This is a genomic window from Chitinibacter tainanensis DSM 15459 (genome assembly GCF_000429785.1).
Classification (GTDB): domain Bacteria; phylum Pseudomonadota; class Gammaproteobacteria; order Burkholderiales; family Chitinibacteraceae; genus Chitinibacter; species Chitinibacter tainanensis.
In genome coordinates, this window is record NZ_AUCN01000019.1 from 99,229 (window position 1) to 111,804 (window position 12,576).

At 55.9% G+C, this 12,576-nt stretch carries 11 protein-coding genes and 5 tRNA genes; 8 read left to right on the forward strand and 8 right to left on the reverse strand.

What is annotated here, in order from left to right:
• Positions 1-37 precede the first annotated feature (37 nt).
• The 8 genes from uvrB (at position 38) to G482_RS0107995 (ending at position 8,498) form a co-directional block, all read left to right on the forward strand.
• On the forward strand, positions 38-2,056 hold the full coding sequence (uvrB, locus tag G482_RS0107955; RefSeq protein WP_028449601.1) for an excinuclease ABC subunit UvrB: 2,019 nt from the start codon (positions 38-40) through the stop codon (positions 2,054-2,056).
• A gap of 79 nt (positions 2,057-2,135) precedes the next feature.
• Positions 2,136-2,699: a hypothetical protein gene (locus G482_RS0107960; RefSeq protein ID WP_028449602.1), complete on the forward strand. Its 564-nt coding sequence runs from the start codon at positions 2,136-2,138 to the stop codon at positions 2,697-2,699.
• 298 nt (positions 2,700-2,997) lie between these two features.
• Positions 2,998-4,002, forward strand: coding sequence for a sugar ABC transporter substrate-binding protein (locus G482_RS0107970; protein WP_034619272.1), 1,005 nt, complete (start codon positions 2,998-3,000; stop codon positions 4,000-4,002).
• Between the two features lie 95 nt (positions 4,003-4,097).
• Complete coding sequence (locus G482_RS0107975) at positions 4,098-5,057, forward strand: ABC transporter permease (protein WP_028449604.1); 960 nt, start codon at positions 4,098-4,100, stop codon at positions 5,055-5,057.
• 1 nt (position 5,058) lies between these two features.
• Complete coding sequence (locus G482_RS0107980; protein ID WP_051258837.1) at positions 5,059-5,895, forward strand: ATP-binding cassette domain-containing protein; 837 nt, start codon at positions 5,059-5,061, stop codon at positions 5,893-5,895.
• A 12-nt stretch (positions 5,896-5,907) separates the two neighbouring features.
• Positions 5,908-6,363, forward strand: a complete 456-nt coding sequence (locus tag G482_RS0107985; protein ID WP_028449606.1) for an RbsD/FucU family protein — start codon at positions 5,908-5,910, stop codon at positions 6,361-6,363.
• Positions 6,344-7,579: an ROK family transcriptional regulator gene (locus G482_RS0107990; protein WP_034619273.1), complete on the forward strand. Its 1,236-nt coding sequence runs from the start codon at positions 6,344-6,346 to the stop codon at positions 7,577-7,579. Before G482_RS0107985 ends, G482_RS0107990 begins: the two co-directional genes overlap by 20 nt.
• Positions 7,580-7,586: 7 nt before the next feature.
• Complete coding sequence (locus G482_RS0107995) at positions 7,587-8,498, forward strand: carbohydrate kinase family protein (protein ID WP_028449608.1); 912 nt, start codon at positions 7,587-7,589, stop codon at positions 8,496-8,498.
• A 55-nt stretch (positions 8,499-8,553) separates the two neighbouring features.
• Here G482_RS0107995 and G482_RS0108000 read toward each other — a convergent pair whose 3' ends face one another.
• The 8 genes from G482_RS0108000 to G482_RS0108035 form a co-directional block, all read right to left on the reverse strand.
• Positions 8,554-9,279 (reverse strand): DsbC family protein, encoded by a 726-nt coding sequence (locus G482_RS0108000; RefSeq protein ID WP_028449609.1) that lies wholly within the window; start codon positions 9,277-9,279, stop codon positions 8,554-8,556.
• Positions 9,280-9,287: 8 nt separating this feature from the next.
• The gene (locus tag G482_RS0108005) at positions 9,288-10,460 is read right to left on the reverse strand and encodes a UbiH/UbiF family hydroxylase (protein WP_034619274.1); all 1,173 of its coding nucleotides are present in this window, start codon (positions 10,458-10,460) and stop codon (positions 9,288-9,290) included.
• 156 nt (positions 10,461-10,616) lie between these two features.
• A tRNA-Glu gene (locus G482_RS0108010) sits at positions 10,617-10,691 on the reverse strand.
• Positions 10,692-10,719: 28 nt separating this feature from the next.
• A tRNA-Arg gene (locus G482_RS0108015) sits at positions 10,720-10,796 on the reverse strand.
• 37 nt (positions 10,797-10,833) lie between these two features.
• Positions 10,834-10,908 (reverse strand) — tRNA-Glu (locus G482_RS0108020).
• Positions 10,909-10,936: 28 nt separating this feature from the next.
• A tRNA-Arg gene (locus G482_RS0108025) sits at positions 10,937-11,013 on the reverse strand.
• A gap of 24 nt (positions 11,014-11,037) precedes the next feature.
• Positions 11,038-11,131: transfer RNA gene (locus tag G482_RS0108030), tRNA-Ser, on the reverse strand.
• Between the two features lie 187 nt (positions 11,132-11,318).
• Positions 11,319-12,545, reverse strand: a complete 1,227-nt coding sequence (locus G482_RS0108035) for an aspartate kinase (RefSeq protein ID WP_028449611.1) — start codon at positions 12,543-12,545, stop codon at positions 11,319-11,321.
• Positions 12,546-12,576: the final 31 nt, after the last annotated feature.

Genomic DNA, 12,576 nt, shown 5'->3' on the forward strand with positions numbered 1-12,576 from the left:
CCGACAATAGCCGCTTAGCTCACCGACTGATGCCGCCATGTTTGTTGACTTCCCCAACTCCCCCTATCAGCTATTTCAACCCTTTCCGCCCGCAGGCGATCAGCCCACGGCAATCGCCCAGCTGATTGAAGGACTTGATGATGGTTTGAAATACCAGACTTTGCTGGGGGTCACCGGCTCGGGCAAAACCTACACGATGGCCAATGTGATTGCGCGCACCGGGCGGCCCGCCATCATCATGGCACCGAATAAAACCCTGGCCGCGCAGCTCTATGCTGAAATGCGCGAGTTTTTCCCGAACAACGCGGTTGAGTATTTCGTCAGCTATTACGACTACTACCAGCCCGAAGCCTATGTGCCGAGCCGTGATTTATTTATTGAAAAAGATTCGGCGATTAACGAGCACATTGAGCAGATGCGTCTGTCTGCCACCAAGGCCATGCTCGAGCGGCGCGATTGCATTATCGTTGCCACCGTATCGGCGATTTACGGTATTGGCGACCCGAGCTCGTATCACGCCATGATTTTGCATCTGACCGAGGGTGAAGCCATCGGTCAGCGCGACATCATCAAACGCCTCACCACCATGCAGTACGATCGCCATGAGCTTGATTTTTCCCGCGGTACCTTCCGTGTGCGCGGCGATGTGATTGATATTTTCCCGGCTGAATCGGCCGAGCTGGCGCTGCGGGTTTCGATGTTTGACGATGAAATCGAAAAACTTAGCCTGTTTGACCCACTGACCGGTCAAATCAAACAGCGGGTTGGCCGCTACACCGTGTTTCCTAGCAGCCATTACGTCACCCCGCGCGATACCGTGCTCAAAGCCATCGAAACCATTAAAGATGAGCTGCGCGAGCGGCTGTCGTTTTTTCACCGCGAACAAAAATTGGTCGAGGCGCAGCGGCTCGAGCAACGCACCCGCTTTGATCTGGAAATGCTCAATGAAATGGGCTTTTGCAAAGGCATTGAAAACTACTCGCGGCATTTTTCCGGCAAACCGTCCGGCGAAGCACCACCCACGCTGCTTGATTACATTCCCAAAGATGCGCTGATGATTCTGGACGAAAGTCACGTGATGATCGGCCAGGTGGGAGCCATGTATAAAGGCGACCGCTCGCGCAAGGAAAATCTCGTCGATTATGGCTTTCGCCTGCCCTCGGCACTGGACAACCGCCCACTGAAATTTGAAGAATTCGAGCGGCTGATGCCGCAAACCATCTTTGTCTCCGCCACGCCTGCCGCCTACGAAGCCGAGCATCAGGGGCAAGTGGTTGAGCAAGTGGTACGCCCGACAGGGCTGGTTGATCCCATCATCGAAGTGCGCCCGGTGGGCACGCAGGTGGACGATCTGTTGTCGGAAATCCGCAAACGTACCATCGATGGCGAGCGTGTGCTGGTCACCACACTCACCAAGAAAATGTCCGAGCAACTCACCGATTACCTGGCCGAGCATGGCGTGAAAGTGCGCTATTTGCACTCGGACATTGATACGGTAGAACGGGTAGAGATTATTCGCGATCTGCGCTTAGGTGTGTTTGATGTGCTGATCGGGATTAACTTATTGCGCGAAGGTTTGGATATTCCCGAGGTCTCGCTGGTGGCGATTCTGGATGCCGATAAGGAAGGCTTCCTGCGCAGCGAGCGCAGCTTGATTCAGACCATCGGCCGCGCCGCGCGTAATCTGAACGGCACCGCGATTTTGTATGCCGACCGCATCACCGATTCGATGAAAAAAGCCATCGATGAAACCGAGCGCCGCCGCACTAAGCAAATCGCCTTTAACGAAGCCAATGGCATTACCCCACGCGGGGTGATCAAGCGGATTAAAGACATCATCGACGGGGTCTACAACGCCGAAGAAGCCGTGGCCGCCCGGCTGGAAGAAAAGAAACAGCAGCTGGTCGCCGAAATGGACGAAAAACAGCTGGCCAAAGAGCTCAAACGCCTGGAAAAAGAGATGCTCACCGCCGCGCAAAATCTGGAATTCGAACGCGCCGCCCAGCTGCGCGACGAGCTCAAACAGCTGCGCAATCGCGCTTTTGGGCACGATTAAGCGGCCCAGCGGCAACCCCATTGGCTTTAAACATCACCGACCGAAACACCACTTGCCAGCAAACACCGAGGGTATCTGCATGAAGGCATTCATTCATAAGCTCTGCACCATCATACTTGCCACCAGTATCTGTAGCGGCAGCGCTATCGCGGCTGAAGCAGGCAATCAGGCATTTGGCGAGCTCACGCCAAGCTGGCTGGATTGGATGGATGGCCCGCAACCGTGGCGCACCTGGCTGGTCGCACCGGTGGCCACCCGGCATTTTGATCGGCAAGCGGTGATTGATGACAATCTGAATGAAAACAACCCGGGGATTGGCCTTGAGCGCAGCAATGGCCGCTGGCACTGGATGCTGGGTGGCTACCGCAATTCTTTGCGCGACACCTCGGTGTATCTGCAGCTGGGCTGGACGCCGCTGCAAATCCCGCTAGGTAGCTCAGCCCACATCGCCTTGGGTGCCGCAGCTGGCCTGGTCAGTGGTTATCAAAATACCGATAAAGGCTATCCGATTGTGCCGGCGGGCGGCTTTCTGGTGTCACTGGAAACCGATTATCACGTGGGCCTGAATCTGTTTATCGTGCCCACGCTGCAGGCGGTGGATGTGGAAGGCTTTGTTGCCGCCCAGATCAAGCTTAATTTTTAAGCGTCCACCCGCGCTGTTACACCAGCGCCACAATCGCCCGAACATCAGCCACCCTTGCGGTGGCTTTTTTATGCCCTGCACAACTGGGCATCGCCAACACCCACGCCCCGCCAAAGCGCATTCCTGCGTACAAAGCCAGTTTGAAACGATTGTTTTATAAGGGTATTTATATAGATCAACGCAGTTGATTTATTAATTTTAGCGGCATACTCTTTTGATAAATCAAATTGATTTATTTATCACAACAAACAATTTGATCACTACACCCACACACAGGAAGCACTTCAGGAGAACGATCATGCTGCAAGTTAACCGCATTCAACTCGCCATCGCCGCCCTGGCCACCAGCCTAAGCCTGCCCGCGCTGGCCGCCGAACCCGTGATTGGCCTGATCACCAAAACCGAAACCAATCCCTTCTTTGTAAAAATGAAAGAAGGCGCCGCCGCGGAAGCCAAGGCCAAAGGCGCCAAACTGCTTACCGCCGCGGGGAAAGCCGACGGTGATAATGCCGGCCAAGTCACCGCGATTGAAAACATGATCGCCGCTGGAGCCAAAACGATTCTGATCACCCCGAGCGATTCGAAAGCCATTGTGCCCACCATCAAAAAGGCCCGCGACAAAGGCGTGTTGGTGATTGCGCTGGATAGCCCTACTGACCCAATGAACGCCACCGATGCGCTGTTTGCCACCGATAATTACAAAGCCGGGGTGCTCATTGGCAATTACGCCAAAGCCGGCATGGCCGGTAAGCCAGTCAAAATCGCCACGCTGGATCTCTTTCCCGGCCACCCCGTGGGCGCCCAGCGTCACAATGGTTTTCTGCAAGGGTTTGGCCTGAAATCGCTGGACGCCAAGAGCAACGAGCTCGCCAAACCAGCCGAAGTAGTGTGTATGGCCGATAGTTTTGGCGATCAGGCCAAAGGCCAGACCGCGATGGAAAACTGTCTGCAAAAAAACCCTGACATCAATCTGGTTTACACCATCAATGAGCCGGCGGCAGCAGGCGCCTATAACGCGCTGAAAAAAGCCGGCAAAGAGAAAAACGTGATGATCGTATCGGTGGACGGTGGCTGCCAGGGGATTAAAGACGTTGCCGCCGGCAAAATCGCCGCAACCTCGCAGCAATATCCGCTGAAGATGGCCGCCATGGGGGTTGCAGCAGGGGTGGAATACGCGAAAACCGGCAAAAAGCCGAGTGGCTACACCGATACCGGCGTCACGCTGATTGCCGCGAAAAGCGTCAGTGGTGTGGATAGCAAAGACACCAAAGTTGGCCTCGATCTGTGCTGGGGCACTAAATAAGCCCAGCGGGCGCAGCCCCGTACTGCGCCCTGCCCCACCGGGGCTTTCTCATCTCAGTTCTGAATTTCTAGACCTACGCAGCAAGGAGCGGTGTGATGCCGAGCTGGAAAGACCAAATGCCGTCATTAGGAACACTAGGGCCGCTGATTGCCTTAGTGCTGGCCTGCGGCTTCTTTGCCCTACAGAGTGAGCAGTTTCTCACCGGGGCGAATTTTTCTCTGATTTTGCAGCAAGTGATGGTGGTAGGGCTGATCGCCATCGGCCAAACCCTGATTATCCTCACCGCCGGAATCGACCTTTCCTGCGGGATGGTGATGGCACTGGGCGGAGTGGTGATGACGAAAATGGCCCACGATCATGGCTTGCACCCGATCGTAGCGATCAGTATTGGTTTTGCCGTTACCGCCGGCTTTGGGCTGATTAACGGCCTGCTGGTCACACGGATTAAACTGCCCTCGTTTATCGTTACGCTGGGCACAATGAATATTGCCTTTGCCCTCACCCAACTGTATTCCCAGTCGCAAACGATTACCGATCTGCCCGCCGGCATGACCTTGCTGGGAAATACCTTTGCCATCGGCCAAACCCAGGTGGCCTACGGCACGGTGGTGATGCTGGCCATGTATGCCCTGAGCTGGCTGTGGCTGCGTGATACCGCCACCGGCCGGCATATTTATGCCGTGGGTAACAATCCCGAAGCCACACGCCTCACCGGGATTGCCACCCACAAAGTACTGCTGCTGGTGTATGTGCTGGCAGGGTTGTGTTACGGCCTAGCCGCCCTACTTTCGGTAGCGCGCACTGGTGTGGGTGACCCGAATGCCGGGCAAACCGAAAACCTAGATGCCATTACCGCCGTGGTCTTGGGGGGCACCAGCCTGTTTGGTGGGCGGGGGATGATCATTGGCTCGCTGATTGGCGCCCTGATTGTGGGGGTATTTCGCAACGGGCTAACACTGATGGGGGTTTCATCGGTATACCAGATACTCATTACCGGGATTTTGGTCATTCTTGCCGTCGCCACCGACCAACTCTCACGCAAAGGGGGCCGCTAAGATGAGCGCGATCACCGAACTCGAACCAAGCACGCACAGCCTGAATATCGACCCACGCCCACTGGTACTCCAAGCCAAAGGGCTGGTTAAACGCTACGGTCAGGTCACCGCGCTGGATGGCGCCGATTTTGAACTACGCGCTGGCGAAATCATGGCCGTAATCGGCGACAACGGTGCCGGTAAATCATCGCTGATCAAAGCACTGTCGGGCGCGATTAGCCCGGATAGTGGCGAAATCTTGCTCGATGGCCAGCCGGTGGTATTAAAAAGCCCGATCGATGCCCGCCGCGCCGGGATCGAAACGGTGTACCAAGATCTGGCCGTTGCGCCGGCAATGACCATTGCCGAAAACCTGTTTCTGGGGCGCGAAATTCGCCGCAATGATGTGCTGGGGCAATGGTTTGGCGCACTGGATAAACGCAAGATGCTGGAAGACAGCATTGCCTATATGCAAGAGCTGAAGATCGGCATCCGCTCGATGAGCCAGGCCGTAGAGACGCTATCCGGTGGTCAGCGCCAAGGTGTAGCCGTGGCCCGAGCGGCCGCCTTTGCCCGCCATGTGGTGATCATGGATGAACCCACCGCGGCGCTGGGGGTAAAAGAAGGCAATATGGTGCTGGAATTAATCCGCAATGTGCGTGATCGCGGGCTACCGGTGGTGCTGATCAGCCATAACATGCCGCATGTTTTTGAGATTGCCGACCGGATTCATGTCGCCCGCTTGGGGCGGCGTGCAGCGATCTTGAACCCGAAAGCCATCACCATGAGCGATGCGGTAGCCGTCATGACCGGAGCGATGAAACCGGCCGATATTCCGCCGCACTGGCTAGCCCAGTAACAGGAGCCCACGATGCTAAAAGGAATTGATCCATTGCTCACGCCTGAGCTACTGAAAGTGCTGGCGGAAATGGGGCACGGCGATGAAATCGTCCTCGCCGATGCCAATTTCACCGCCGCGACGCTGGCCAAAGGCAAGCCATTGCTGCATCTGTCCGGCGCGGGCATGGCCCGTACGGTGGAAGCCATTATCAGCCTATTGCCGCTTGATCAGGATGTGGCCGAGCCAGTGGCCTATATGCAGGTAAGCCACCAGCCTGAGGGTTGGCGCAGCGCGCTGCAGCGCCATGTGATTCACCAGCTCGTTGAGCAGGGCCACGTGCAGGCTCAGCAAGTGGAGGCGATTGAGCGGTTTGCATTTTACGAGCGGGTGAAGCAAGCTTACGCGATTGTGCTCACGGGCGAGTTGCAGCCCTATGGCAACTTTATCCTGAAAAAAGGAGTGATTTGTGAACCGCTCGCCGGATAATGCGGCGCTGGAAAGCCCGGCCGCCAAGCTCAAGCCGCGTGGCTCATCGCAAGATGGGCTGCGGCAATACAATGAGCGGGTGATTTTGCAGGCCGTGCGGTTGCACGGCCCGCTGCCGGGCGCCGAAATTGCTCGCCTTACCGGCCTGACCGCGCAATCCATTTCCCAAATTACCAAGCGGCTGCTAGATGAAGAGCTGCTGCGCAAAGAAACCCCACAACGGGGCAAAGTGGGACAGCCATCGGTGCCACTGGCCCTAAACCCAGATGGGGCTTTGGCCATTGGGATCAAAATCGGTCGCCGTAGTCTGGATGTACTACTGGTCGATTTTACCGGCCAAGTGCGCGGCCGCTGGGAGCTGCAATATGCGCTGGCCAAGCCCGCGCAGGTGCTGGCCCACATTGCCGCCAGCCTGGAGCAAATCCGCGCCAGCCTGCCGGCTGCGCTGTGGCCACGAATTCAGGGCATTGGCCTAGCCGCCCCGCTGAATATGGGTGGCTGGCAAGAGCTACTCGGACAAGACCCCAGCGTCGCCGCGCAATGGCGTGCACTGGCGCTGGACGAAGAAGTCAGCAAACTGACCGGCTTGCCCGTGCAATCCATCAAAGACACCTCCGCCGCCTGTGTTGCCGAGCTGGTGGCCGGGCGCGGGCGGGATGTGCGCAACTTTGTGTATGTGTTTGTCGATACCTTTATTGGCGGCAGCTTGGTGCTCGATAGCCATCTGCATCTTGGCCGCAATGGCAATGCCGGCGCAATGGGCTCGCTGCCGCTAGGGCAAGTGACGCGAGGAGCGCAAACCCAGCTACTGAATGTGGCCTCACTTTACCAACTGGAAAACCGCTACGTGGCCGCTGGGCTGGATGGCACCGCCACCAGCGATGGCCGCTGCATGTCGGCGGCCTACTGGCCGCACACCAGTCTGTGGCTTGACGAATGCGCTCCTGCCATCGCGCTGGCGCTACTGAATGCCGCTTGCTTGCTTGATCTGGAAGCCGTGATTATCGATGGCTGCTTTTGCCGCGAGCTGCAGCAAGCATTGCTGCAAGCCATTCAAAAAGCCATGCACAAAATGAACTGGGAAGGCGTCAGCCCGCCCGATTTACTCGCCGGGGCCATTGGGCCGGATGCGCGTGCACTGGGTGGTGCGCTGCTGCCGCTGTATGCCAATTTTGCCCCTGATCGGGATTTATTCCTGAAACTGAATGAAGGATAAAGCAAGCATGAGCCACGCCGCCCTCCCCCGCTGCATTGCCGCTGGCGAAGCACTCACCGATATGATCCGCACCGATGGGGAACAATGGGTAAGTAAGGTCGGTGGTTCCACCTGGAATGTCGCCCGCGTAATAGCAAGCCTCGGGCTACCCACAGCCTTTGCCGGCGCGATTAGCACCGATTGCTTTGGCCAAGATTTACAAGCCGCCAGCGCGGCAGCGGGGCTAGATTTACGCTATCTGCAAACTGTGGCCCAACCACCACTGCTGGCCATCGTGCATCAGCAGCATCCGCCGCAGTATTTCTTTATCGGTGAAAACAGCGCCGATCTAGCCTTTAACTGGCACGCCCTGCCCCAAGGCTGGGAAAGCGCCACCGACTGGCTGCATTTCGGCGGCATTAGCCTCGCTCGCGAACCACTTGCCAGCCATCTCGTGGAGATGGCGCGTCACGCCAAGCTGCGCGGCGTGCGCATTAGTTATGACCCCAATTATCGGGTTTTAATGGGGCCCAGCTATCATGCCACCCTGGCCAGCATGAGCGCCCTAGCGGATGTGATTAAGGTATCGGATGAAGACCTGACTGGGCTATTTCCAGCACTCGACACGACGGCAGCCTTGGCCACCTTACGCGAGCTCAATCCACAGGCCATGGTGTTGTTCACCCGGGGCGCAGCTGGCGCCAGCCTAATCAGCGGCGAACAAACCGTCTGCGCGCCCACAATTCCGGTGGACGTGGTAGACACCGTGGGTGCCGGTGATGCCGCGATGGGTGGGCTGATCTACAGCCTACTCACCCAGCCCGAGCAACCTCTCGCGCAGCATTTACACTTCTGCCTCGCCTGTGGCGCCGCCGCCTGTGCCCAACAAGGCGCCACCCCACCAACGCTGGCTCAGGTACAAAAGCTCTTAACTAGCTAAATAAAGGCCAAAAACAAAAAAACCCACCCGCAGGTGGCTTTTTGCGTATCGAAGCTTACTTGCTTTTCGCCAGCATCGCTTCGATCTGTTCTTGTGGCACCGCGCCAGAAACAATCTGGCCATTGGCAAACACCAGCGCGGGGGTGCCGCTAATGCCCAATGACGCCCCCAGCTGCATATTGCGCTCGATCGGGTTATCACACTCAGGGCCGTTTTCAGGCAATTTGCCATCAAAAAACCAATTGCGCCACGCCACCTGCTGATCTGCGCTACACCAGATCATGCCTGATTTACGCGCCGCATCAGGGTGCAAGCCCGGCAGTGGCATCAGGAAATTATAAATCGTGACATTGTCTAAACCATTGAGGCTGACTTGCTCCAAGCGCTTACAAAATGGGCAATCCGGATCGGTAAAGACCGCCATTTTGCGGCTACCATCACCCCGCACGATTTTTACCGCATCTGCAAATGGCAGTTTGTTAAAGTCGGTTTTGGATAGTTCAGCGATGCGTTTTTCGGTCAGGCTCTCTTTTTTAGTGACATCCACCAGCTCACCAACAAACATATACTGACCTTTGGCATCGGAATAAACGATGTTGTTCTTGCCGATCACGATCTCATACACGCCCTTCACAGGGGTGGAATTCACCGCATCAACAGGGCGGCCCAGCTTTTTACTAATGGTTTCTTTCAGGTTTTTCGGCGGTGTATCCGCCTGCGCCGAGCAAGCCACCATAGTCAGTACGCCAGCCGCAACCAGCAATCGGGTCAGATGTTTCATAGTTTTCCTTAGGAATCCATCGCGTGACGGATCAGTTGACGCTTCAACCATGGCAGCTGGTCGGTTGCAGCCAGACCAAAGTTGCGCATGGCCTTCACCAATGGATGAGGCGTATCGAATAATCGTTGCAGTCCATCGCACACGGTCTGCATTAATAACACCGGCTCACGCCGGGCACGTTCGTAACGGCGTAGGACTAGCACATCGCCGAGACGTTCCGCCGGTGTTTGCTGTAAAAGTTGCGCTAATTCTTGCACATCACCAAAGCCAAGGTTAACGCCCTGCCCAGCCAAAGGGTGCACCGTGTGGGCCGCATCACCAATCAAGGCCACCCGTGCGCGCACAATACTTTCGGGCTGATTAAGCCGTAATGGAAAAGCCGCCGTGGGGGTAATCAGTTGCAGCGCACCAAGGCTCATACTTCCTGCTTGGGCCACGCGAGCCGCCAGCGCAGCGGGATCTAATTGCAGTAACTCATCCCGTAGCGCATCCGCACAGGACCATACCATCGACATTTGCTGATCGGGCAAGGGCAAAAAGGCCAGAATGCCATCAGGGCGGAACCATTGCTGAGCCACACCGTAATGCGGCTTTTCACAAGCAAAGTTGGCCACAACCCCAGCTTGACCGTAAGGGCGGGTTTTAACTTCAATACCAGCTTGCTGGCGCAGCCATGAGTTAGCCCCATCAGCACCAACCAGCAGGCGCGCGGACAGCTGTTGGCCATCACTCAGGGTCAAGGTCGCCGCAGAAGGGCTGATCTCTAGTTGCTGGGCTTGCACTCCGCTCATGATGCGGACATTGGGCGCTTCGCCAAGGGCTAGCCAGAGCGCGCGCTGCAGTTCACGGTTTTCCAGAATGGTGGCCAGTGCATCCACACCGCTATCGAGCGCGGAAAAATCCAGCTGGCTGTGGCCGTCGCCGCGAATCTTCATCGCGCTGACCGGGCATAAACGCGCCGGCCGTAACTGCGCCCAGGCGCCAATCTCGGCCAATAATTGCTGACTAGCGCGGCTAATGGCGTAAACCCGCTGATCCCAGCTCTCGACGGGCCAATCCAGCTGCGGCTCGCGGCCCTCAATCAGGATGACTTCATGAGCAGAATGGCGCAGCGCCAAGGCCAGTGCCGAGCCGACTAAACCACCACCCAATACAATTACATCTGCGTCATATGCTTTCATGCGCAAGAGTTTAACATCGTTAACGCACAGGCAACATCATGCAAAGTGCCAGTGGCCAAAGCTGAATGTGAGCAGAGCTGGAATATTTATACAAACTAGGGATTTGCTACAGAGGTAAAACGGAGAGATGCTACAGAGATTACTACTGGGAGGAAGTGGCGTCCCCACGGGGAATCGAACCCCGGCCGCCGCCGTGAAAGGGCAGTGTTCTAACCGCTAAACTATGGGGACAACAAATTAACTACCTATTTTGCTATGCTGGCGCGCCCGGAGCGATTCGAACGCCCGACCCTTTGGTTCGTAGCCAAATACTCTATCCAACTGAGCTACGGGCGCGCTGATTTAAATTTTATACGGTATGCTAATTTGATTTTGGCGTCCCCACGGGGAATCGAACCCCGGCCGCCGCCGTGAAAGGGCAGTGTTCTAACCGCTAAACTATGGGGACAACAAATTAACTACCTATTTTGCTATGCTGGCGCGCCCGGAGCGATTCGAACGCCCGACCCTTTGGTTCGTAGCCAAATACTCTATCCAACTGAGCTACGGGCGCACACGACACAACAAAATTTTCCGTTGGCGGAGACGGAGGGATTCGAACCCTCGATACAGGTTTAAGCCCGTATGTCTCCTTAGCAGGGAGGTGATTTCAGCCACTCATCCACGTCTCCGTCAAGGGAGACGAGATAATACCCACACCCCCATTTGTCGTCAACACTTTTATTGAAATATTTCCGACTGGTTGCATAAGTACCTCACTGCAAACATAAAAAAACGCCGCTGCGAATTTGGCACTTACCAAACTCATGCAGCGGCGCTGTTTTTGAGGCCAGCTTCAAAGCCTGCCCCGATAGCTAATTAGCCTTGCTGATCCAGACCAAAGGCCTTGTGCAGCACGCGAACAGCCAATTCCAGATACTTTTCATCCACAACCACAGAAATCTTGATTTCCGAGGTAGAGATCATCTGAATATTGATACCTTCTTCCGCTAGCGTGCGGAACATGGTGGAAGCCACGCCAACGTGCGAGCGCATGCCCACACCCACAATCGATACTTTACAAATCTTGTCGTCGCCCGACACTGATTTGCCACCGATCTGGCTTTGCACGCCTTCCAGTACTTTAATCGCGCGATTGAGCTCGCCCTTAGGTACGGTAAACGAGAAATCGGTAGTGCCATCTTGGCCAACGTTCTGGATAATCATATCCACATCGATGTTGGCATCAGCCACTGGACCCAGAATCTGGTACGCAATACCAGGCTTGTCTGGCACGCCGATCACATTGATACGGGCTTCGTCGCGGTTAAAGGCAATGCCGGAAATGACCGGTTTTTCCATGTCTGTATCTTCCTCAAACGTAATCAGCGTACCTTCGCCCTCTTCTTGGAACGAAGACAATACGCGCAGCTTCACATTGTATTTACCGGCAAATTCAACCGAGCGAATTTGCAGAATCTTAGAACCCAAGCTTGCCATTTCCAGCATTTCTTCGAAGGTAATGGTCTTGAGTTTGCGCGCTTCCGGCACCACACGTGGGTCGGTGGTATATACGCCATCCACATCGGTATAAATCTGGCACTCGTCGGCTTTCAGTGCGGCCGCCAAGGCAACGCCTGAAGTATCCGAGCCACCACGACCAAGCGTCGTGATATTGCCTTGGGCATCGACACCTTGGAAACCGGCCACCACCACCACACGGCCGGCATTCAGATCGGCACGCATATTGGCATCATCGATGTGCTGAATCCGGGCTTTGGTGTGCGCGCTATCGGTCAGAATTTTGACCTGGGCACCGGTGTATGACACCGCATCCAAGCCTTGCTCTTTCAGTGCCATCACCAACAGGCCGATCGTAACTTGCTCGCCTGTCGATACGATCACGTCCAGTTCACGTGGATCTGGATTCGTTTGAATTTCTTTTGCCAAAGCGATCAGACGATTGGTTTCGCCTGACATCGCAGACACTACCACCACCAGATCATGCCCCTGGGCTTTAAACTTGGCGACGCGGCGGGCTACATTTTTGATTCGGTCAGGAGACCCAACCGAAGTGCCGCCATATTTTTGGACGATCAATGCCATGATTAACCTGCAGGCTGGAGAAAATTAATAA

What these genes read in the sequence shown, in the direction of transcription:
- uvrB (WP_028449601.1), top strand. Translation starts at nt 38, where the DNA reads ATGTTTGTTGACTTCCCCAACTCCCCCTATCAGCTATTTCAACCCTTT.
- G482_RS0107960 (WP_028449602.1), top strand. Translation starts at nt 2,136, where the DNA reads ATGAAGGCATTCATTCATAAGCTCTGCACCATCATACTTGCCACCAGT.
- G482_RS0107970 (WP_034619272.1), top strand. Translation starts at nt 2,998, where the DNA reads ATGCTGCAAGTTAACCGCATTCAACTCGCCATCGCCGCCCTGGCCACC.
- G482_RS0107975 (WP_028449604.1), top strand. Translation starts at nt 4,098, where the DNA reads ATGCCGAGCTGGAAAGACCAAATGCCGTCATTAGGAACACTAGGGCCG.
- G482_RS0107980 (WP_051258837.1), top strand. Translation starts at nt 5,059, where the DNA reads ATGAGCGCGATCACCGAACTCGAACCAAGCACGCACAGCCTGAATATC.
- G482_RS0107985 (WP_028449606.1), top strand. Translation starts at nt 5,908, where the DNA reads ATGCTAAAAGGAATTGATCCATTGCTCACGCCTGAGCTACTGAAAGTG.
- G482_RS0107995 (WP_028449608.1), top strand. Translation starts at nt 7,587, where the DNA reads ATGAGCCACGCCGCCCTCCCCCGCTGCATTGCCGCTGGCGAAGCACTC.
- G482_RS0108000 (WP_028449609.1), bottom strand. Translation starts at nt 9,279, where the DNA reads ATGAAACATCTGACCCGATTGCTGGTTGCGGCTGGCGTACTGACTATG.
- G482_RS0108005 (WP_034619274.1), bottom strand. Translation starts at nt 10,460, where the DNA reads ATGAAAGCATATGACGCAGATGTAATTGTATTGGGTGGTGGTTTAGTC.
- G482_RS0108035 (WP_028449611.1), bottom strand. Translation starts at nt 12,545, where the DNA reads ATGGCATTGATCGTCCAAAAATATGGCGGCACTTCGGTTGGGTCTCCT.